General features: G+C 42.8%; 16 protein-coding genes. 6 read left to right on the forward strand and 10 right to left on the reverse strand.

Annotated features, from left to right (window positions below):
* The first annotated feature begins 77 nt into the window (after window positions 1–77).
* On the forward strand, window positions 78–2531 hold the full coding sequence (gene fadE / locus NI389_RS02715; RefSeq protein WP_308361461.1) for an acyl-CoA dehydrogenase FadE: 2454 nt from the start codon (window positions 78–80) through the stop codon (window positions 2529–2531).
* 43 nt (window positions 2532–2574) lie between these two features.
* On the opposite strand, the gene NI389_RS02720 is transcribed toward fadE, so the two are convergent.
* The 5 genes from NI389_RS02720 to NI389_RS02740 all read right to left on the reverse strand — a co-directional run bounded on the left by NI389_RS02720 (window position 2575) and on the right by NI389_RS02740 (window position 11491).
* The gene (locus NI389_RS02720) at window positions 2575–3687 is read right to left on the reverse strand and encodes a DUF6136 family protein (protein ID WP_308361462.1); all 1113 of its coding nucleotides are present in this window, start codon (window positions 3685–3687) and stop codon (window positions 2575–2577) included.
* Entirely contained in the window at window positions 3684–4268 is a 585-nt protein-coding gene (locus NI389_RS02725) for an ABC transporter ATP-binding protein (RefSeq protein ID WP_308361463.1), read from the reverse strand. The genes NI389_RS02720 and NI389_RS02725 overlap by 4 nt, the downstream gene beginning before the upstream one ends.
* Before the next feature lie 399 nt (window positions 4269–4667).
* Entirely contained in the window at window positions 4668–6083 is a 1416-nt protein-coding gene (locus NI389_RS02730) for an FAD-dependent oxidoreductase (protein WP_308361464.1), read from the reverse strand.
* Between the two features lie 8 nt (window positions 6084–6091).
* The gene (gltB, locus tag NI389_RS02735; protein ID WP_308361465.1) at window positions 6092–10549 is read right to left on the reverse strand and encodes a glutamate synthase large subunit; all 4458 of its coding nucleotides are present in this window, start codon (window positions 10547–10549) and stop codon (window positions 6092–6094) included.
* A 600-nt stretch (window positions 10550–11149) separates the two neighbouring features.
* Window positions 11150–11491 (reverse strand): Grx4 family monothiol glutaredoxin, encoded by a 342-nt coding sequence (locus NI389_RS02740; protein ID WP_280117689.1) that lies wholly within the window; start codon window positions 11489–11491, stop codon window positions 11150–11152.
* A 237-nt stretch (window positions 11492–11728) separates the two neighbouring features.
* Between NI389_RS02740 and NI389_RS02745 the strand changes: the two genes are divergently transcribed.
* The 4 genes from NI389_RS02745 (at window position 11729) to NI389_RS02760 (ending at window position 17258) form a co-directional block, all read left to right on the forward strand.
* Complete coding sequence (locus NI389_RS02745) at window positions 11729–12310, forward strand: Fe-Mn family superoxide dismutase (RefSeq protein ID WP_208843540.1); 582 nt, start codon at window positions 11729–11731, stop codon at window positions 12308–12310.
* A 185-nt stretch (window positions 12311–12495) separates the two neighbouring features.
* Window positions 12496–14418, forward strand: coding sequence for a PrkA family serine protein kinase (locus tag NI389_RS02750; RefSeq protein WP_308361466.1), 1923 nt, complete (start codon window positions 12496–12498; stop codon window positions 14416–14418).
* Between the two features lie 29 nt (window positions 14419–14447).
* Window positions 14448–15734, forward strand: coding sequence for a YeaH/YhbH family protein (locus NI389_RS02755; protein ID WP_308361467.1), 1287 nt, complete (start codon window positions 14448–14450; stop codon window positions 15732–15734).
* 18 nt (window positions 15735–15752) lie between these two features.
* A complete protein-coding gene (locus tag NI389_RS02760) occupies window positions 15753–17258 on the forward strand; it encodes a SpoVR family protein (protein WP_308361468.1) in 1506 nt (501 codons plus the stop codon).
* Between the two features lie 169 nt (window positions 17259–17427).
* Here the strand turns inward: NI389_RS02760 and NI389_RS02765 are convergent, their stop codons facing one another.
* Entirely contained in the window at window positions 17428–18408 is a 981-nt protein-coding gene (locus NI389_RS02765) for a sensor domain-containing diguanylate cyclase (protein ID WP_208843542.1), read from the reverse strand.
* A 4-nt stretch (window positions 18409–18412) separates the two neighbouring features.
* Window positions 18413–19417 carry a response regulator gene (locus tag NI389_RS02770; protein WP_308361469.1) on the reverse strand — a complete coding sequence of 335 codons (1005 nt, stop codon included), beginning with the start codon at window positions 19415–19417 and terminating at the stop codon, window positions 18413–18415.
* Window positions 19418–19615: 198 nt separating this feature from the next.
* Between NI389_RS02770 and tpx the strand changes: the two genes are divergently transcribed.
* Entirely contained in the window at window positions 19616–20200 is a 585-nt protein-coding gene (gene tpx, locus NI389_RS02775) for a thiol peroxidase (RefSeq protein ID WP_308361470.1), read from the forward strand.
* Window positions 20201–20322: 122 nt separating this feature from the next.
* Here tpx and adk read toward each other — a convergent pair whose 3' ends face one another.
* From adk to NI389_RS02790, 3 genes are all read right to left on the reverse strand, one after another.
* Window positions 20323–20967, reverse strand: a complete 645-nt coding sequence (gene adk / locus NI389_RS02780) for an adenylate kinase (protein WP_308361471.1) — start codon at window positions 20965–20967, stop codon at window positions 20323–20325.
* Between the two features lie 146 nt (window positions 20968–21113).
* A complete protein-coding gene (gene htpG, locus NI389_RS02785) occupies window positions 21114–23027 on the reverse strand; it encodes a molecular chaperone HtpG (protein WP_308361472.1) in 1914 nt (637 codons plus the stop codon).
* A gap of 126 nt (window positions 23028–23153) precedes the next feature.
* Window positions 23154–23762 (reverse strand): hypothetical protein, encoded by a 609-nt coding sequence (locus tag NI389_RS02790; protein ID WP_308361473.1) that lies wholly within the window; start codon window positions 23760–23762, stop codon window positions 23154–23156.
* Window positions 23763–23798 lie beyond the last annotated feature (36 nt).

Here is a 23798-nt window from a genome sequence, read left to right on the forward strand (position 1 = left end):
ACATTTTTAACTTGAAATAAACACAGGTTATCGCTAGTCTAAGCAAGGTGGTCAGACCTCTCATAAGGAAGAACGAAATGACACTCTTATTCACTTTAGCTTTGATAGCACTACTTGCTGTCGCAAGCTATAATCGCGCAAGCTGGAATACCAGCGTAGGTATTGCGGCTGCAACACTCATTGTAGGGAGTATTGCTGGCGCATTTGGTACTTTTTCTTGGCTTCTATTTTTAGCGATTGTGCTACCACTTTCTCTAACAAATATTCGTCAACAGTATATTGTTGCCCCTCTTTTCAAAACCTTTAAAAAAATCACCCCGACGATGTCAGAGACTGAGAAGTCGGCAATTGACGCAGGCACCACGTGGTGGGAAGCAGACCTTTTCTGCGGAAACCCAGATTGGAAAAAACTGCACCAATACCCGAAACCGCGCCTTTCTTTAGAAGAACAAGCCTTCTTAGACGGTCCAGTTGAAACCGTTTGTGCAATGCTAGACGATTGGAAAGCGACTCATGAACTAACAGATCTTCCACCTGAAGTTTGGCAATACCTCAAAGACAATAAGTTCTTTGCGATGATCATTAAAAAGCAATACGGTGGTCTTGAGTTTTCTGCTTACGCGCAATCTTGCGTTTTACAAAAACTAACGAGTAAGTCGACCTTACTGTCTTCAATTGTTGGTGTACCTAACTCATTAGGCCCGGGTGAACTTCTACAACACTACGGCACTAAAGAACAAAAAGACCATTATTTGCCTCGCCTTGCAAAAGGCGACGAAATCCCTTGCTTTGCACTAACCTCACCAGAAGCCGGTTCAGATGCCTCTTCAATTCCTGATTTTGGTATTGTGTGTAAAGGTGAATGGGAAGGTAAAGAAACACTTGGTATTAGTCTGACGTGGAACAAACGCTATATTACGCTGGCACCAGTGGCTACTGTACTTGGTCTTGCATTTAAGCTTCGTGACCCTGAAGGCCTGCTGGGTGACAAAGAAGAGTTAGGCATCACGTGTGCACTTATTCCAACATCTACGCCAGGTGTAAAAATCGGCCGTCGTCACTTCCCGCTTAACGTGCCTTTCCAAAATGGTCCAACACAAGGTAATAACGTCTTCGTACCATTAGACTTCATTATCGGTGGTCCGAAAATGGCGGGTCAAGGTTGGCGTATGCTGGTTGAATGTTTGTCTGTTGGTCGTGCAATTACTCTTCCTTCAAACTCGACAGGTGGAATTAAAACTCTTGCTCTTGCAAGTGGTGCGTATAGCCGCATTCGTCGTCAGTTCCGCTTACCTATTGGTCAAATGGAAGGGATTGAAGAAGCACTTGCTAAACTGGCAGGTTACGCATACAGCAGTGATGCTGCAGTATGTATGTCTACGGGCGCAGTTGATTTAGGTGAAAAGCCATCGGTTATTTCAGCAATTTTGAAATACCATTTAACTGAGCAAATGCGTAATTCAACCATTCATGCTATGGACATCCACGGTGGTAAAGGTATCTGCCTAGGTCCAAATAATTACTTAGGCCGAGGTTATCAAGGCGCGCCAATTGCAATTACCGTTGAAGGTGCGAACATCCTAACTCGTAACATGATTATCTATGGTCAAGGTGCTATCCGCTGCCATCCATTTGTACTTGCTGAACTAAATGCAACAACGATGACAGATAAACAAGCCGCTCTTGAAAGCTTTGATAAATCACTAATGGGTCACATTGGTTTCACGATTTCAAACTTAGTGCGTACAAAGTGGCTAGCATTAACAGGCGCTCGTTTTACGAAAGTGCCATTTAATGACGAAACAGCGGTGTTTTATCGCAATGCAGCTCGTTACAGTGCATCACTTGCGTTGATGTCTGATATTTGTATGGCTGTCTTCGGCGGTTCTCTGAAACGCAAAGAACGTATTTCTGCTCGCTTAGGTGATCTTCTTAGCTACCTGTATTTAGTTTCAGCCACGCTTAAACGTTACGATGATGAAGGTCGTCAAAAAGAAGATCTGCCGTTTGTACAGTGGAGCTGTCAAGAACACTTATATCTGTGTCAACGTGCATTGGCTGACCTTATCAATAATATGCCTTCTGCAGTGCTCCGTGGCGCGCTTAAAGTCATGTTATTCCCATTTGGTCGCCCTGTTCGTAAACCAACAGATACGCTTGAGCACAAATTAGCTCATATGCTTCAAGTGCCTAACGCATCACGTGACCGCCTAGCCAACTTCATCTACGTAAAAGATGAACCGTTGAACTTGATTGGTAAGCAAGAGCAAACTTTGAAGGATATCCTTGCAGTCGAGCCTTTATTCGACAAAGTATGTCGTGCCAAAGGTGAAAAGCTACCATTTATGCAATTAGATAAAGTGGCACAAATGGGCTTGGAAGCGGGTATTTTGACTGAAGTCGAAGCTGAGAAATTAGCTGCAGTGGAAGAAAAGCGTTTAGCGGTAATCAACGTTGATGATTTTGATCCGAAGGATCTCCTTGCTGGTAATGCAGCAAGAGCTGTCTCAAGCGAAGCGACGACAGCCTAAATAAAAAAGTGGAGTCAAAGCCAGAGCATGTCTCTGGCTTTTTTTATGCGGACAAATAAAGTAATTCGTATATCAAGAAAATGATAAAAACGGAACTACACCACACGACTGAAAAGAGTTGAGCAGATAACCACGCTACCCATACGTATAATGGAATACATGGAATAAAGAAAAGCATCAAAGAATGCATTCCAAACCAGACGTATAACCAACACCAAACAAAGAAAAGTATGCATAAATGCAGGCCAAAGAACTGCTGGTAAATCCTCTTTTCTAGTTTTAGGCTACGCCAAAATCCTAAATATTGCTTAAGCAAGGGTTTCGTTGCAAAAATAAAGCTTCCCCAAAGTAGTAAGCTCAACGCGATACAAAACGGTCCTATTACTTCTATTAAGTCTAGTCTTAAAGTAAGTACGTAATCTGAAGTAAAGAGTAAGACGAGCATCACACTGACACGCCATAACAAAGAAGAAGCGTGTTCCTTAGCCCAAATCAGCCAAAAAGACATTTGGCTATTTGCTTTAAGGTTGGAAACAAAGGCAAGGTTGAAGTATTTGTGAAGTGGAAATAGTGTCATGCACATCAGCAAAATGATGATGAAGCTTAGCCACACAAACAACGCGGTAAACCACCCTATCAGCAAAAATGCAAAAATCAGACTTATGAAAACGGCTGTCGGTCGATAAAGACAAATTAATCCAAAAACTAATTGAGCAACGATAAACAAACTAAAATGTGGTGCCAGAGCGACCTTACTCCAGCCCATTTGCGATGCTAAAAGTACTGCAATCCAAAAAGGCACATTTGAAATTGTCATCAGCACTCCATCCATCAATCTCATAGGCCAAAGGTTGGAAAATAGAGAGCGTTGAAACGTTAAGTTTGTAGTATTCAATACGACGGGCCGTATCACAAGAAATAGCACCGACTGCAGGACGAGTAACGCCCAGGCATGTATTTGGCTGCCATCTTGCCCTACCTGCTCTTGCACGACTTTACCCATCCAAAGAAAAATGAGCGCCAATAATCCTGGTGTCGCCGTATAGAAGAGCAGCACAACCATCACGCTAAACTGTTTTATTTGTTCAAATAGCTCACGCATACCGATGCAATAAGCATCAAAACGGTAATGGAAAAATAAAGTTAATCCCTTCATTTCTCACCATCTAGAGGTTGCAGGCTAAAACCAATATCGATAAATGGCGAAGGTTCATGACTGCTAATGACGAGTTGTCCCTTAAATTCTCTACACCAATCTAACAATGATAGGAGTCCTTGAGCATCTAAAGCGGCACTTGGCTCATCTAAAATCAGAATCGGTGTGTTACGCATCATCGCGTTGATAAGCTGTAATTTCTTTTGATTACCAGAAGACAACGTTGAAACTTTATGCTCAAGAAATGCAGTAAAGTTAAACCGCTCAATTAACTCAAGAGGCCAGTGACAATGCCAATTGAATTGAGTAAGCTCAAGTACTTGTTTTGCAGTTAGAAATGGGGGAAACCCTAGCCCATCCGAGGCCAAAGCGACATTGTCGCGTCTATCGCCACGTTTCACCTTAAATTTGATTTGGCCGCTAAAACCTTCTTCAACGCCAGCTATTATACGAAAAAGTGTGGATTTACCTCGACCATTTGGTGCTTGAATACATACCTTACTTGCTGAAAGAGTTAAATTAAAATTGCTAAAAACGGGTTCTTTACCATATTGTTTAAACAGTCCTTGGATCTCTATCATACTTCCTCTTTAGTTTTTTTGACTCTATCCTACATGTCAGATTTGAGCTTACAGAACATGTGCAGTTTACCTACTAACTTACCCATTCAGACACGTTAGTTAACCCAAAGTTCATTAATCACTATAGATAGTACTTTGATTTTTAAAGAATGATGGTTTTTCACAAATCGAGTTGGTCACTTTTTGGAGTTGAATTGAATATTAGATAATATCTGGTCATTTGGCAGTGAAATATAAGCACTGCTCAAAAACAGAGTTCGAATCGAGACTAAGTACTTATTGCATATAACGAAAACAATGCAGTGATGCGAAAGCCTATCAGGCTATAAACCTCACTTACATCCAGCCTTAAAAAAAGCCCAGCAATGCTGGGCTTACGAGTCGTTAGGAAGACTCTACTTAAACATGTAAGTACTCAAGTATCCCTTCTGCCGCATTACGGCCCTCAAAAATAGCCGTTACGACCAAATCAGATCCTCTTACAGCATCACCGCCAGCAAAGATTTTAGGGTTGCTGGTTTGGTGTGTATAAGTACCGCGTTCTGGTGCGATTATGCCACCCCATTCGTTCACTGTTACATCGTATTTTTGTAACCAAGACAAATCATGGGGCTGAAAGCCAAATGCCATAATGACCACATCGGCCGGTATAACGTATTCGGAATTTGGTACTTCTTCAGCTCGTTGGCGACCCTTTGCATCCGGTGCGCCCAGTTGTGTACGAACCATTTTCACGCCGGATACTTTTCCCTGTTCGTTTAAGACAACGCCTTTGGGTTGAAGGTTAAACTGAAAATCAACCCCTTCTTCTTTGGCATTTTTCACTTCTCGCTGAGAACCAGGCATATTTGCTTCATCACGACGATAAGCACAGATTACATTGGCAGCGCCTTGACGTATTGACGTTCGAACACAATCCATAGCCGTATCGCCTCCACCTAATACCACCACGCGTTTATTCGCAACGTTGATATACGGGTTATCTACCATGTTATAACCCATAAGGTGATTTGTATTACCAATGAGAAAAGGCAACGCGTCGTACACACCTTCAGCCCCTTCATTTTCCAATCCACCGCGCATGGATTTGTATGTGCCGACGCCGACGAACACAGCATCGTATTCTGCAAGAAGTTGGTCCATAGTGATATCTTTGCCAACTTCAATATTCAGTTTAAACTCCACCCCCATCTCAGTGAATATTTCGCGACGCTTTGCCATAACTGATTTTTCTAATTTGAAGGCTGGAATACCAAATGTAAGCAAGCCTCCAATTTCAGGATTACGATCGAACACAACTGGCTTCACGCCATTCCGGACTAAGATATCTGCACAACCAAGCCCCGCTGGTCCTGCACCGATAATCGCGACCTTTTTGTCCGTCCATACAACATAACTCAAGTCTGGCTTCCATCCTGCCGCAAATGCGGTATCAGTTATGTATTTCTCAATATTACCGATAGTTACCGCGCCAAACTCTTCATTAAGTGTACAAGAGCCTTCACATAATCTATCTTGAGGACAAACTCGGCCACATACTTCTGGTAAGCTATTTGTACGATGTGACAGCTCTGCAGCTTCAAATAGTCTTCCTGTTCTCACTAACTTCAACCACTGCGGTATAAAATTGTGAACAGGACATTTCCATTCGCAATACGGATTACCACAGTCTAGGCATCGGTCAGCCTGAGAATTCACTTGGTTATCTGAAAATGGCTCGTAAATTTCAACAAACGATTGTTTACGTGTTGAAATTGGTTTCTTGCGAGGATCAACTCGTTGCACATCAATAAACTGATAAACGTTTTCGCTCATACTGCCTCCTACTGTGCTTGAACGCGAAGTTCCGCGCTACTACGAGCACGATGACCTAACAAACTTTTTACATCACTCGACTTGGGTTTTACGAGTCTGAACATAGGCATATAAAGATCAAAATTTGCCAATATTTGCTCAGCACGTGATGAGCCTGTTTGTTCTAAGTGTTCAGCAATAAGTCCACGCAAATGTTCTTGATGGCTAGGTAAAGAATCCACTTCAACTACTTCCACTAATTCACCGTTGTAGCGTTTATGGAAGTCATTTTCTTCATCCAACACGTAGGCAAAGCCACCAGTCATGCCGGCGCCAAAGTTAACACCAACTTGACCTAGTACACAAACAACCCCACCAGTCATGTATTCGCAACCGTTATCACCTAAACCTTCAACAACTGCAAGCACCCCCGAGTTTCGCACGGCAAAACGCTCACCGGCCTTACCTGCAGCAAACAATTTCCCGCCGGTTGCGCCGTAGAGGCAAGTATTACCGATGATCGTCGCTTGATGACTCGCGAAGCTCGACCCAAGTGGTGGGCGGATAGCAAGCTTGCCACCAGCCATCCCTTTACCGACATAATCATTTGCGTCACCCACAAGCGTCATTTCTAAACCACCCGCATTCCACACCCCAAATGATTGACCTGCTGTACCATGCAATTCAATGCTGATAGGGTCCGCTGCCATCCCTTGGTTACCGTGCAATGAAGCAATAAAACCGGACATAGAAGCACCAATGGAACGGTCCGTGTTTTGAATACGAGAAACCACATGCGCGCGTGACTTGCTTTCAATTGCAGCTTGCGTTTTTGCGAGTAATTTATCGTTTAGTTCGCCAGTGTAATGCGATGCATTTGATGCTGAACAATATAATGATTCACCCGATGGATTGTTTGGTTTTGCCAAAATAGCCGACAGGTCAAGCTTCTTCTGCTTCGCGGTTTGACCTTCTATAACGTCGAGCAAATCAGTTCGACCGATCAGATCCGTGAGCTTCGAAATGCCAAGACTTGCCATGATCTCACGAGCCTCTTGTGCGATAAAACGGAAATAGTTCATCGCCATTTCTGGAAGACCGTGATAGTGCTTCTGTCGTAACGTTTCATCCTGAGTGGCAACACCGGTAGCACAATTGTTCAGATGACAGATACGGAGATATTTGCAACCGAGCGCAACCATGGGCCCGGTACCAAAGCCGAAACTCTCCGCGCCTAAAATTGCTGCCTTGATGATGTCCAAACCTGTTTTTAAGCCGCCATCTGTTTGTAGTCGAATGCGGTGACGTAACCCATTCTCCACCAGCGCTTGCTGAGTTTCTGCGAGACCTAACTCCCAAGGACTGCCTGCATATTTAACAGACGTAAGCGGGCTTGCCCCCGTTCCACCGTCATATCCTGCAATCGTAATGAGATCTGCATAGGTTTTTGCAACCCCTGTCGCAATTGTGCCAACGCCCGGCTCTGAGACTAATTTTACCGAGATCATGGCATTTGGATTAACCTGCTTTAAGTCGAAAATCAACTGAGCCAAATCTTCAATAGAATAGATATCGTGATGGGGTGGTGGTGAAATTAGCGTCACACCAGGTACCGAATATCGCAACTTCGCAATGTAGGGTGTCACCTTTTCACCCGGTAATTGTCCCCCTTCTCCAGGCTTTGCACCTTGCGCGACTTTAATTTGGATTACATCGGCGCTTCTTAGGTAGTGAGGTGTTACTCCAAAACGCCCCGACGCAACCTGTTTAATTCTGGAATTCTTTTCCGTGCCAAAACGGGCCTGATCTTCTCCACCCTCTCCCGAGTTTGAGTATCCCCCTAGTCGGTTCATCGCTATTGCAAGTGCTTCGTGCGCCTCAGGCGATAAAGCTCCGATACTCATAGCAGCAGAATCAAAACGTTTGTATAAGGCCTCGGCCGGTTCAACCTCATCGATTGAGATAGCTTGCTGTTCTGTGTTCAGTTTGAACATGTCCCGTATCGTCGTGACCGGACGGTTGTTCACAAGCTCAGCGTATTTCTTATAATCACTGTAATTGCCCGAGCGCACAGCCACTTGCAGTGATTGAACAACATCAGGGTTATAGGCGTGATACTCTCCACCGTGAACGTATTTTAGCAATCCACCATGAGAGAGGAGTTTACGAGGGCTATAGGCGAGTTGACGCAATAGCTTTTGTTCACCTTCTAACTCTTCAAAGCCAGCTCCTTTAATGCGATTTGATACGCCTTTGAAACATAGATCAACGACATTGTCTGCTAGTCCGACAGCTTCGAAAAGCATCGAACAACGATAAGATGCGACCGTACTAATGCCCATCTTACTCATGATTTTATACAAACCTTTATTGATAGCGTTTCGGTATGACATCGTCACGTTGCGATACGACTTGCTAATCACCTTGTTGTCACACATCGCAACCAAAGATTCATAAGCAAGATAAGGATAAATTGCTGTTGCACCAAATCCAAGCAGCACGGCAAAATGGTGCGAGTCGCGGGCTGCCCCTGTTTCAATGATAATATTAGATTCGCATCGCAAGTTAGTATTAACCAAACGTTGCTGTACAGCCCCTACTGCCATCGCCGCAGGGATCGGCAGTTTATCGCTCGAGATATCCCGATCCGACAGAACCAATAACACAGTCCCTGCTCGCGCTTTGTCCTGAGCTTCATCACAAATCCGTTTTATTGCGGCTTCTAAACCTTCGTCTTCGCTGTAGTTAATATCGATACGGCTGTGAGAATAAAACGCCCCATCAGCACTCAATAGCTGTTGCATATCTGAATACATCAGAATAGGTGATTCAAACTGCAACCGTTTTGCGTGACCCGTAGTTTCGTTGAAGACGTTCTGTTCGCTTCCAATACATGTTGCCAGTGACATTACGTGATTTTCACGTAACGGATCGATTGGAGGGTTCGTGACTTGAGCAAATTTTTGACGGAAATAATCAAATAAGGAGCGTGTGCCTTGTGATAACACCGCGAATGGCGTGTCATCTCCCATGGATCCCGTCGCCTCTTGACCATTCTCCCCCATAATACGAATAACTTGGTCGAGTTCCTCATTACTGTATCCAAACAGCTTCTGATATGTCACGAGCGCTTGATCGTCTAAATCACGGTTTCCAGATTGACTGTCATCCAATTGTTCAAATGGAACAAGTCGCTTCACATTTTGTTCGAGCCATGCTTTGTATGGATGTCTGGATTTAAGGTCTTGGTCTATTTCATCGGACTGCCAAATTTTCCCGTGAAGCGTATCAACAACGAGTAATTCTCCGGGGCCAACACGCCCTTTTTCAATGACCTCATCAGGAGCATAGTCCCAAATACCAACTTCCGATGCGAGAGTAATAAAACCATCTTGTGTAATCACATACCTAGCCGGACGTAGACCATTTCGATCGAGATTACACGCAGCAAATCGACCATCTGACATCACGATACCAGCAGGTCCATCCCACGGTTCCATGTGCATGGAATTGAAATCGTAAAATGCCCGCAAATCGTCATCCATCGCACGATTTTTCTGCCATGCCGGCGGAACGAGCATTCGCATTGCACGGAATAAATCCATGCCACCAGCGAGAAACAACTCCAACATGTTGTCCAGGCTTGATGAATCTGAGCCTGTTTCATTCACAAAAGGAGCTGCAGTTTGGAGGTCTGGAATTAATGGTGATGCAAACTTGTAAGCTCGAGCTCTAGCCCATTGTCGATTGCCTGTAATCGTATTAATTTCACCATTGTGAGCTAAGAACCGAAAAGGCTGAGCGAGCGGCCACTTTGGCTGCGTATTCGTTGAGAATCGCTGATGAAACACACAAATTGCAGACGTCATTCGCATATCAGATAGATCGCGATAAAACTTCGGCAAGTCGGCAGGCATCATTAAGCCTTTGTAAACGATCACAACACCAGAAAGGCTCGAGATATAGAATTGCTCATCTTGTTCCAAGCGTTTCTCTGCACGACGTCGAGCTACATATAAGCGACGCTCAAGATCTTTTGGCCGCCAACCTTCAGGTGCGCTGACAAATACTTGCTCGAAACGGGGTAGCTGTTTTATAGCAAGAGGACCTAACATACTTGGGTCCGTTGGTACTTCTCTCCAGCCTACGATGGTTAGCGTTTCTTTTTCTAATTCTTCGTTAATCACCCGGCGTGAAGCTTCGGCTAAATCCGCGTTTTCATTCAAAAACAGCATTCCTACCGCGTAGTTTTTACCAAGACGCCATTCATTTTCTGCCGCAATGGCTCTAAAAAAGGTATCTGGCTTTTGCAATAGTAAACCACAACCATCCCCTGTTTTTCCGTCTGCAGCAATACCACCTCGATGCTGCATTCGGTCAAGACCTTGAATCGCTGTTCTAATTAACTTATGACTGGCTTGGCCATTGATTTGTGCTATCAGACCAAAACCACAATTATCTTTTTCTAATGCTGAGTCATATAACATGAACTCCTCCCCTTGCTACAACTGCCAGCAAATACACTTTGGACACTGCGTCACAGCACTGTCATAGGACAAGCGGTTCGACGGAACTGGCAGATCATCAAAGCTATCGACTTCCAACCCTTTCGTCAACAACAAAATGAATACATATTCATTATGATGAATATTTCTCAACAATCTAGAAGTTAACGCGGCACCGCATTTTGCGCACAAAATCCGAAAACCCTTACCAATTTGCAATATGACACCAGTGTCATATTGCTCATTTTGTATTTTTGAGCGCTAATTAAAGTGAAGCTTACGTAAACGTAAACCAGCCTTTAGTGAATATATATTCATTTAAGCCCATTTATTTTTTGAATACTGAGTATAGAACTCGCTGCTTTGACTTGAAACTAGGAGGTTTTGAAAGTAAACAAGATATGAATAGTATGAAAGCGTACTGAATAAAACTTGCATGCAGATTGACGTGGACGTAAACCATAGCGACTGGTTTCGGTACTCGGTGTTTTGAAGTCGGTGAGATTAGGATTGAGACAGGAAAAAAGATTTTTACATCGCAGGTCGATTTGTGCAGCTATCGCTAGCTGCACGACACAAGCTTTACTCGCCCTGTGCTTCTTCTTTATATTTTGCTGCGGTTTCTTTAATTAGTGGTTGTAGCTCACCACGTTGGAACATTTCAAGAATAATATCACAGCCACCAATCAACTCACCTTCAACCCAAAGTTGCGGGAACGTTGGCCAATTTGCGTAGTGAGGTAATTCAGCGCGAATGTCTGGATTCAAAAGGATATCAACATAAGCAAATTGCTCACCACAAGACATCATCGCTTGCGCTGCTTGTGCAGAAAAACCACAGTTTGGAAGCTTTGGAGAGCCTTTCATGTATAAAATAATTGGATTTTCAGCGATCTGCTGTTTGATCTTTTCAATGGTTTCCATCATTAACCTCAAATTGACGATGATTTTGCGACCGATAAAATACTTTTGACCCCGATTATGGGTTTATCCATCGCGTTCAAAAAATTGTCATCCGCTTTGGCATTGCTGTTTGCCAAAACTTGAGTAAAATACTCGGGAATTATAGTATCACTATAACGTCGATTCGTATAGAAAACTACTTGCTAGTAGGCTATGTTTCGAACTGCTTCGACGAAATTAATAAAAATGGAGATTATCATGGCTTTTGAACTACCGTCATTACCATACGCAATTAATGCATTAGAACCACACATGTCTCAAGAAACGCTTGAGTTCCACCACGGTAAACACCACAACACTTACGTAGTTAAGTTAAACGGTCTTATCCCTGGAACGCAATTTGAAGGCAAAACACTTGAAGAAATCATTTGTTCTTCTGAAGGTGGCGTTTTCAATAATGCGGCGCAAATTTGGAACCACACGTTCTTCTGGAACAGCCTTTCTCCAAATGGTGGCGGTGAGCCTTCTGGTAAAGTTGCAGAACTTATCAATGCAAAGTGGGGTTCTTTCGCAGCATTCCAAGACGCGTTCAATGACAAAGCAGTCAACAACTTTGGTTCAAGCTGGACTTGGCTGGTTCAACTTGCTGACGGTTCTCTAGACATCATCAACACGTCTAATGCAGCGACACCACTCACTCAAGAAGGTGTTACGCCAGTATTGACTGTTGACTTGTGGGAACACGCATATTACATCGACTACCGCAATGTGCGTCCTGAATACCTAAAAGGCTTCTGGGCACTTGTTAACTGGGATTTCGCAAACACAAACCTTGCTTAATCTGTTAACAGTATAATTGCAAAAAAGGGCACTTCGGTGCCCTTTTTTCTTTCCACTTAGCGTGATAAAAATAAATTAAATAGTTGGAATTTTTAGGCAAATTTTCAATTCCCTGTCTAAGCTTTAAGTAACCGAGCTTTCTACTTTCGAGCCTTTTCTCACTACGCAGGTTACTGGAGGTCTTTATGACTATATTTGATCACTATCAAGCTAGATACGAAGCATCTCAAGAAGAAGAATATAGCATTGCCGAGTTTCTTGAGATTTGTAAGACCGACAAATCCGCCTACGCCAGTTCAGCGGAACGATTGCTGATGGCCATTGGCGAACCCGAAATGGTCGATACGGCGTCTGATCCGAGACTTAGCCGTCTTTTTTCGAACCGAGTTATCGCTCGCTATCCCGCTTTTAGTGAGTTTTATGGTATGGAAGATGCGATAGAGCAGATTGTTTCTTACCTGAAACATGCCGCGCAGGGACTCGAAGAATGCAAACAAGTTCTTTATCTGTTGGGGCCTGTTGGTGGTGGTAAATCATCCATTGCTGAAAAGCTCAAATACCTTATGCAGAAAGTACCAGTCTACGCGCTGAAAGGTTCTCCAGTTAACGACCACCCTCTTGCACTCTTCAATCCTCTTGAAGACGGTGCACTGCTTGAGAAAGAATATGGGATAAAATCTCGTTACTTGAAGACAATCATGTCACCTTGGGCAACCAAACGGTTGCACGAATTTAATGGTGATATTAGCCAATTTAAAGTGGTTAAGCGCTATCCTTCTATTCTCAATCAAATTGCCATCGCGAAAACAGAGCCTGGTGACGAGAACAACCAAGACATATCCGCGTTAGTGGGTAAAGTCGATATTCGAAAGTTGGAGCATTTTGCCCAAAACGATCCTGACGCGTATGCATACTCTGGTGCGCTTTGTCTTGCTAACCAAGGATTAATGGAGTTTGTGGAAATGTTTAAAGCGCCGATTAAGGTGCTACACCCACTTTTAACAGCAACTCAAGAAGGGAATTACAACGGTACAGAGGGCATCTCCGCGTTGCCGTTCAATGGTATTATCTTAGCTCACTCCAATGAATCGGAGTGGCAAACTTTCAAAAACAACAAGAACAATGAAGCTTTCCTCGACCGCGTTTACATCGTGAAAGTACCGTATTGTTTACGTGTATCTGAAGAAGTTAAGATCTATCGTAAATTGATTGAAAACAGTGAGCTTTCATCCGCACCTTGCGCCCCAGGAACTCTAGAGACACTTGCGAAGTTTACAACGCTTTCTCGAATTAAAGAGCCTGAAAACTCAAGTATTTACTCAAAGATGCGCGTGTATGATGGGGAAAGTCTAAAAGACACCGATCCGAAGGCAAAGTCATATCAGGAGTATCGTGATTATGCAGGAGTAGATGAAGGCATGAATGGTATTTCGACTCGATTTGCCTTCAAAATACTTTCTCGCGTTTTCAACTTCGACCATTCAGAAGTAGCCGCGAACCCTGTCCACTTATTCTACGTACTTGAACAACAAATTGAGCGTGAACAATTTTCGCCGGAAGTTCAAGAGCGCTACCTAAGCCACTTAAAGGGCTATTTGATCCCGCAGTATGTCGAGTTTATCGGTAAGGAGCTTCAAACTGCGTACTTAGAGTCTTATTCTGAATACGGGCAAAACATTTTTGACCGCTATGTCACCTACGCTGATTTCTGGATTCAAGATCAGGAGTACCGAGACCCAGATACAGGCCAACTTTTTGACCGAGCAGCACTTAACGCTGAACTGGAAAAAATAGAAAAACCGGCTGGCATCTCGAACCCGAAAGATTTCCGTAATGAAATAGTCAACTTCGTATTAAGAGCCCGTGCACACCATGGCGGCGCCAATCCGGTTTGGACGAGTTACGAGAAGCTTCGTACTGTTATTGAGAAGAAAATGTTCTCAAATACCGAAGATCTTTTACCTGTCATTAGCTTTAATGCGAAAACATCAGCTGAAGATCAGAAAAAACACGAAGACTTTGTGAACCGTATGGTGGAAAAAGGATATACCCAAAAACAAGTCCGATTGCTCTCTGAATGGTATTTACGTGTAAGAAAATCGCAGTAAAACATTGGCTTGTACTGAGAGGGTGAATTATGGCGCATTTTATAGACCGTCGCCTGAACGGTAAAAACAAAAGTACGTTAAATCGACAACGCTTTATCAGGCGCTATAAGAAGCAGATTAAAGAAGCTGTTTCTAATGCGATAAATAAACGTAGTGTGACGGATATTTCGAGTGGTGAAAACATCTCGATTCCGCAAAGAGACATCAGCGAGCCAATATTTCACCAAGGACAAGGAGGCAACCGAGAGCGAGTGCATCCTGGTAATGATCAGTTTTCAACTGGTGATCAAATTAAACGCCCTCCGCAAGGAGGGTCTGGTTCAGGTAGTGGTGAGGGCGAAGCTAGTAATCAAGGCGAAGGCACTGATGACTTTGTGTTTTCAATCTCCAAAGATGAATATTTAGACCTACTTTTTGAGGATTTAGAGTTACCTAATTTAAAGGAAAACCAACTCGATAAATTGGTTCAATTGAAAACACACCGGGCTGGCTTCTGCAATGATGGTATGCCGAGTAACCTCGATATCGTTCGGTCTCTCAGAGGATCTTTAGCTCGCCGCGTGGCGATGAGTGCATCGAAACGCAGACGCGTTAAAGAGCTCGAAGAGCTACTTGCTGAACTCCTTGTGGAACCAGTGCCACAACAGCAACGAATTCAAGAAATTGAAGATGAGATCGCATTTTTGAAAGGTAGAATTGCGGCAGTTCCTTTTATTGATAACTACGACCTTCGTTTTAGAAACTATGAAAAGCGGCCTCATCCTACTAGCAAAGCGGTCATGTTTTGTCTAATGGATGTGTCAGGCTCAATGGATCAAGCAACCAAAGATATGGCTAAGCGCTTTTACATTCTGCTTTACCAATTCTTAACCCGGACATACAAAAATATCGAGGTCGTTTATATTCGCCATCATACTCAAGCGAAAGAAGTGGACGAGCAAGAATTTTTTTACTCTCAAGAAACTGGTGGCACCATTGTATCCAGTGCACTAAAACTGATGGATGATATTATCCGTGAACGTTATGCTCAAGGAGACTGGAATATCTATGCTGCTCAAGCTTCCGACGGCGACAATTGGGCGGACGATTCGCCACACTGTAGTGAGATCTTACGCAGTCGTATTCTCAAACAAGTGAGATATTACGCCTATATCGAAATTACAACACGTGCACATCAGAGTCTTTGGCGAGAATATCAAGCAATTGCCGCGCAAAATGAAAACTTTGCAATCCAACACATACGAGGTGTTGAGGATATCTATCCAATCTTTAGGGAGCTCTTCAAGAAAAACCGCCAGCAACTAGGTGCAGCATAAATTTCGGGAGGGAGCGATATGAGTTATAACCCAATAAATGACGGGCCAGATTGGACGTTCGAGTTACTGGACGAATACCATAAAGAAATTGCAAGGGTAGCCGAGCATTACCGACTTTCGACTTACCCTAACCAAATAGAAATCATTACTGCAGAACAAATGATGGATGCCTACTCCAGTGTAGGCATGCCCATAGGCTACAATCATTGGTCATTTGGTAAAAAGTTTATACAAACGGAGCAACACTATAAGCGTGGTCAAATGGGTCTTGCTTATGAAATAGTGATCAATTCAGATCCTTGTATTGCTTATTTAATGGAAGAAAACACCATGCCTATGCAAGCATTGGTAATGGCGCATGCGTGTTATGGTCACAATTCATTTTTCAAAAATAACTATTTGTTCAAGACCTGGACAGATGCATCCTCTATTATTGACTATTTAGTCTTCGCGAAAAACTATATTGCATCTTGTGAACAAAAGTATGGTATTGATGAAGTTGAAAATTTGCTCGACTCCTGCCATGCGCTGATGAATTATGGTGTGGACAGATACAAACGTCCACAGCGTATATCTATGGAGCAAGAACAAAAACGTCAAAAAGAACGAGAAGATTATCTTCAATCTCAAATAAACGAACTTTGGCGGACCATACCTGCAAATCAGCAGGAACAAAAACAGAAAAAGATTCGCTTTCCATCTGAGCCCCAAGAAAACATTTTGTATTTCCTTGAAAAACACGCACCTTTATTAGAATCTTGGCAACGCGAGATAATTCGAATTGTTCGTAAAATTTCGCAGTACTTCTACCCTCAAAAGCAAACTCAAGTCATGAATGAAGGTTGGGCAACATTTTGGCATTACACCATCCTAAATCATCTCTATGACGAAGGAAAATTATCGGATGCATTCATGCTGGAGTTTCTTCAAAGTCACACGAATGTCGTTTACCAACCCCCTTATAACAGCAAATACTACTCAGGCATAAACCCTTACGCATTGGGCTTCAACATGATGTGTGACATACGCCGTATTTGTGAGCACCCAACCGATGAAGATAAAAGGTGGTTTCCTGAGTTTGCTGGAAGCAATTGGCTTGATACGCTTCATTTTGCAATGGAGAATTTCAAAGATGAAAGCTTTATTAGCCAATTCCTGTCTCCGAAAGTCATGCGCGATTTCAAGCTCTTCACCATAATTGATAAGCAAAAGTCTACTAACTTAGAAGTCGGTGCAATTCACGATGACAGCGGATACCAAGAAGTTAGACAATCCCTTTCAGCCCAGTATAACTTGAGTAATCACGAGCCGAATATTCAAGTATATAGCGTCGATGTGCGCGGAGATCGGTCATTAACCCTTCGCTATGTGCCACACAATGGGATACCGCTGGCCGATTCACGTAAAGAAGTACTCAAACACCTGTATCGTCTTTGGGGTTTTACCGTGAGGCTTGAACAAGAAAATGAGGATGGAAACATCGAGCTGCTGACACAATGCCCTATGTCTGAAGATGAGTTGTAGCTTGTCGTGAGTGCCAATAAAGTGATTGATCGTTAAAAGGCGTGTTCATCGGCACGCCTTTTTGTATTTTCTTAACTGTTATTAATGCTGTGCATTAAAGCCTTCACTAAGCTATTGCTCGTGTATAATTTCCGACGTCAAGTCACTTAACTCTCAGTTGCCCTAGCGATTACTTTGCTGCCTTTTTAAGCTCAGGCGTGTAACTTGTGACACAGTTGCGACCATGCTCTTTAGAGTAATAAAGCGCAATATCCGTCGCCTCTATCCACTGCTCATGTTTTTCAAACGAGTCATCAAAACAGGCAATCCCGACACTGACGGTAATACTTATTTTTTCTTCATCGTAAAAAATGACCGATTTTTCAATCAGCGTTCTAAGCCGTTCGGCAAATATTGTGGCGCCTTCAGTATCCGTATCAATTAAGGTCACGGCAAACTCTTCACCACCATACCGACCAGCGGTATCTGTTTCTCGAAGTGTTTTTCGTAGTAAGTCCGCAACATGCCGAATCGCCATGTCACCACCACTATGACCATGTTCGTCATTGATTCGCTTGAAATGGTCAATATCAAACATTAACAACGCACTACAGCCCTGATTTCGCTTCAAGCGTTTAAACTCTTTGCGTAAATTCTCTTCCCAAAATCCCCTATTGGACAATTTGGTAAGGCTGTCAGTTCGACTTAGCTGCTCTAGTTGTTTATTTGCCACTTCAAGTTCAATTTTGTTCATCGCTTCATCCGTTACATCGTAAATGATGATGCAAACATGCCCTACTTCACCCGTGGTCGTTGTGAGCGGTATGATAGTCGAGTTCTGGAACATATGCTCCGCTTTACCGGTAATAGGTCGATAATTTTTAAAGCGGAAAATGTAGGGTTGCTGCTCCCAAATCGTAAAAGAGCGATTTTTCAAGACGAATACTGATTCGGTTTTACCACGAAACCACTTTTCATCAATGCTCGGAAAGAGATCAAAAATATCTTTGTCTTTGACTGCGCTAGGAAGTAACCCTGAATGGTTTTCCATAAAACCGTTCCAGACGCATACTCGATACTCCCTGTCTAGTACCACAAGCCCTACGTCAACGGTATTAAACATATCCATTAACCAGTGGATCTCATTCATATCAAAATCGGCTGAAGGCATAGTTTTAATCTTCTAGTAAATAGGCCACTTTGTATTTCAGGGTCTTAAGCGAGTCTTCTGTAAACAACAACATCAAATCACAATTTATATTGTGATGTTCGATACCATAACTTATTTCAATGGCGAGCGTTCTTTGCCAACGATCTTTATTTGCTTTTACCAGCTCTGCCACGTCGCCATGTTGTCCAAGCACCACGGGGTGACCTTGGCTAAAAGGCATATCCAATTGACGAGATAAACCTGTCAAAATCGCGCCAATGAGAATGTTACTTACATCCATTAAAAGCTCTAATTCAACTTTGTCATTCAACTCACCGGTATAATTCATGAGTGATGCAATTTCTTTAAAGCTTGAATCATTGATGATCAGTAACGCCTCGCCCGACACGCCGCCACCAATAAAGCCCTGGCATACACCAGAGGTACTCACATTGGAGTCGATCGACTGAAGTGCCATATGTAATTCGCTGACTTCAAGCACATTTACATTCGGGATTGGCAACTTTACAAAGACATTAAGAAGGCGCGCGAGTAAATCGCCCGCCTGTCCCATCGCAACGTTTGTAATTTCTTGGTAAATATCACGCAGCTCAGAATCGAGTTGTTCACCTAATTTATGGACGATATTCTTTCGACGAGCTCTATCTTTTATACCGTGATGTTCAATAATTTCGGAAAGTTTTTTCGCATCACAGGGTTTTTTGATGAAATCTATTGCACCAAGCGTGCGCACTCGCTCATGTGCATTAGGCTGTATGTCACCAGATACGACGACGGTAAGTACCTCGAGACCTTGCTCATTGATGGCTTCGAGTACTTCATACCCGTCCATTTGTGGCATATTTAAATCCAGAAAGAGGATTTCTGGGCTAAGCGCTTTAATTTTTGTAATGCAATCAAGTCCATTCTCAGCAAACTCGATTCTCGTTTCCCAATCCTCAGGCAACGAGCGCGCCAACTGTCGGCGAGCCAACTTCGAGTCATCACAAATTAGTACGGATGTTGTCATAGACGCTCTCTAAACCAGCACTACGCTCTGAACTTGCGCGTGTTACATTTTTATAATTATTTAATTAAGCTCATTTTTGCGACACATGTTAATCAATGTAAAAGGTATTTACAATTTTAATTTGGTCACAAATCTTGGTCTGTCGTTGTCAGTATAATACACTACAAACGATTAAGATAACTCCAAAAGGAATACTTTATGCTGAGATTACTCGTTTTACCTCTTTTGTTGTGTACTGGACAAGCATTTAGCTTTGAAATTCCAGAAAACAAAATAGACCAAGGTAAGGTTTTAGCGCAAAACAAACCAGTGACGTTGTTAGGCACAGGAGTAAGTATCGGCCAAGAAGCGCCAAACTTTAAGGTTGTTGATAGTTCTTTTACACCTGTTACGCTAGATAAATTTAAAAACCAGCCTGTTTTACTAAGCATAGTACCCAGTTTAGATACTGGCGTTTGCAGTATTCAAACAAAACACTTTAACGAAAAGGTCGCAGAGCAATTTCCTAATGTAGCGATGCTCACAATCAGCGCAGATTTACCATTCGCACAGAAACGATTTTGCAAAACTGAGAATATAGATAAAATCCAAACACTTTCAGATTCAGTATGGCATAATTTTGGTGAGAATTACGGTTTAATCATAAAAGATATGGGACTTTTAAGCCGTGCTGTGTTCATTCTGGATGAAACCCACAAGGTCGTTTACAAAGAGCTTGTGCCCAAACTATCTAGCGAACCAAATTATGAAGCAGCCGTAACTGCATTAAAAGCGCTCAATTAATCAAGCAAAACTTCTTTTTATTACTGGTGAGACCTTCGAGAGAGCATTCTCCTACAAGTCGATTTACCACTTTTTAGACGAATAAAAAAACCGCCTGAAGGCGGTTTTTTTATATTTGATACTTAACCAAGTAAACCAGCTAGTTGTGCACCAACCGCATCAACCGCTTGAGTACCATCAAGCTTATGGTATTGAGTATTACCAGCATTGGCTTCAGCACGGTAGTAATCCACCAAAGGTTTAGTTTGGTCGTGATAAATACCTAGGCGCTTACGTACCGTTTCTTCAATATCATCGGCACGAATAACAAGCTCTTCACCTGTTACGTCGTCTTTACCTTCTTCTTTTGGCGGATTGTAAACCACATGGTATACACGGCCAGAACCTGGATGAACACGACGCCCAGCCATACGTTCAACAATAATTTCATCAGCAACATCAAATTCAATCACGTGATCAATTTGAATACCATTGTCTTTCATTGCATCTGCTTGAGGGATTGTGCGTGGGAAACCATCTAAAAGGAAACCTTTCTCACAATCTGCTTTAGCGATACGCTCTTTAACAAGACCGATAATAATTTCGTCAGACACTAACTGCCCTGCATCCATTACTTTTTTCGCTTCAAGACCAAGTGGCGTACCTTCTTTGATCGCCGCACGTAGCATATCACCAGTAGAAATTTGTGGAATGCCATACTTGTCCATTAAGAATTGAGCTTGCGTGCCTTTACCTGCACCTGGAGCGCCTAAAAGAATGATGCGCATATTTCTGTTCCTCGTGTCTCGAATTATCATTAACGACTGAATTTTTTCATAGCTATGCTCGATACTCAAGCAACTTATACTAATTGATAAGCAGACAGCTAAAAAAATAGACAAAAAGAAAGGGACCGAAGCCCCTCTGGAGAAGATTACTTACTTAATTCGAGCATCAACTTATTTAAACGAGCCACAAAGCCTGCCGGATCTTTCAAACTGCCTCTTTCTGCAAGCAAGGCTTGATCTAATAAAACCTCGGACCATTGAGCGAACTTATCTTCATCTTGCAATTCATTCAGGTGCTTCACCAACTGGTGTTCTGGATTGATTTCAAAGATAGGTTTGCTGTCTGGTACCTCCTGCCCTATCGATGCCATTAGCTTCTGCATTTGCGAACTCATGTCGTGATCGTCCGTCACAACACAGGCCGGAGAATCCGTCAAACGATGCGTAAAGCGAACTTCTTTCACTTTCTCACCCAAAACCGTTTTCATGCGCTCAACTAGGCCTGATACTTCTTTCTCAGTCTCTTCTTGCGCTTTTTTCGTTTCGTCGTCGTCAAGATTACCTAAATCCAAATCACCACGCGTAACAGATTGGAATTGTTTCTCAGAAAACTCTGTGAGATAGCTCATCATCCATTCATCAACACGATCTGACATCAATAGTACTTCGATGCCTTTTTTACGGAAGATTTCGAGATGAGGTGAATTTTTAGCCGCTTCAAAGCTATCAGCAACTACATAGTAGATCTTATCTTGACCTTCTTTCATACGCTCTATGTACTGTTCAAGCGATACATTCTGTGTTTTTTCATCAGTATGCGTAGAAGCAAAACGTAGCAACTTAGCAATATCTTCTTTATGAGCTGAATCTTCTGCTGGACCTTCTTTTAGTACTTGGCCAAATTCATTCCAGAATGTTTGATAGTTTTCCGCATCATTCTTACCAAGGCGATCAAGCATTTTTAACACACGGCTTGTGCAGCCCTTTCGAATAGCTTGCGTAATTTTGTTATCTTGAAGAATTTCACGCGATACGTTAAGCGGTAGGTCGTTTGAATCTAAAAGACCCTTCACAAAACGCAAATAGCTTGGCATAAATTGCTCCGCGTCATCCATGATGAACACACGTTGCACATAAAGCTTAAGGCCAGAACGACGTTCTCGATTCCACATATCAAACGGCGCGCGCTTGGGAACGTAAAGTAAGCTTGTATATTCTGTCTTACCTTCGACTTTGTTGTGTGCCCATGTCAGTGGCTCTTCCCAATCATGACCTACGTGTTTGTAAAATTCTTTATATTCATCTTCTGAAATATCGGATTTGTCGCGTGTCCAAAGCGCTGTCGCTTTATTGATGGCTTCCCATTCAGCGGGAGTACCTTCAATTTTCTCACCATCTTCACCTTCTGATGCAGGTACTTCTGGCTTGAACATTTCAACCGGAATTGAAATGTGATCAGAATATTTAGTGACAATGCCACGTAGACGATATTCATCTAAGAACTCGGCTTCGTCGTCGCGCAGATGAAGAATTATTTCTGTACCTCTATCCACTTTTTCAATGTCGGCAATCGTAAATTCACCTTCGCCGTGCGATTCCCACTCAACGCCTTGAGCTTCACCCGCTTTACGAGTACGCACTGTTACTTTGTCTGCCACAATAAACGCGGAGTAAAAGCCTACACCAAATTGACCAATCAGTTTTGAATCTTTCGCTTGGTCACCTGTTAAGTTTTTGAAAAACTCAGCTGTACCTGACTTTGCAATTGTGCCTAACGCACTAATTACATCTTCACGGTTCATACCGATACCGTTATCTGAAATAGTAAGCGTCTTGGCATCTTTATCCGTGCTAATACGAACACGTAAATTAGCATCACCGTCATATAACTCAGTGTCAGATAACGCTAAGAAGCGAAGTTTGTCAGCCGCGTCTGACGAGTTTGATACTAATTCACGTAAGAAAATCTCTTTGTTTGAATACAAAGAGTGGATCATTAGGTTTAATAGTTGTTTGACTTCTGTTTGAAAGCCTAATGTTTGCTTTTCTGCTGCAGTCATCGTTTTCTCCATTACAAAAGCATTGTCTGCGAATATGCACTGTATATGGGGGTAGAATTCGTATCTTCAAGTAAAATTTTTTGATGAATTGACGCATTAACGATACCAATTCATCCGTCTATGCGATTAATAGCCACCTGAATTCAATGAGCTTGGCGTGCTATTTGGGTCCGTCGCAGGAGCGGGTGTCTCTGAACTTTGGTCTACTTGGCTGTTTTTTAAGACACGCTCGCCACTTTCTGAACTTACCGCGGTGCGATTATTGACAACATCACCGATATTCACGTTGGTCTTGTGCGCCTCAATTTTCCAGTTACCCAACACGCCTTCCAACGTTTTCATGTAAATCAGTTTCGCCTCTTCTTTCGTTAACTTGTAGTTTGACGAAAATTCGCATGCTCTGAAAAACAACTCTCGAGTCAATAAAACCGCGGGGGTTCGTCCTGCTAATTCCACTTCTTCACTGGACTCATCAATATCGCTTCCTTCACCTTGCGTATTGATGAGGGAAATCGTTAAGTCACCGTCATCCTTTTGATCAAAGGCTGAGTCTGGTTGAGGTAACGAGCACAAATAGTAGTTCGACTCAGGTGTTAGAACGTATATTTGGCCCTGGCCAGAGGTGGTTGTGAGAATATGGTTGTTATCTAAAGTCGTCTTCAATGGCACGGGATATTCCATAGACGAACAACCGGCTAATGTTAGTCCTAAGATGATAGGTAAGTACTTCATCATTTTTTCTCTGAGATTAACGTAAAAGCCAGCCTAAGC

The sequence above is a fragment of the Pseudoalteromonas xiamenensis genome (genome assembly GCF_030994125.1).
Taxonomy (GTDB): Bacteria; Pseudomonadota; Gammaproteobacteria; order Enterobacterales; family Alteromonadaceae; genus Pseudoalteromonas; species Pseudoalteromonas xiamenensis_B.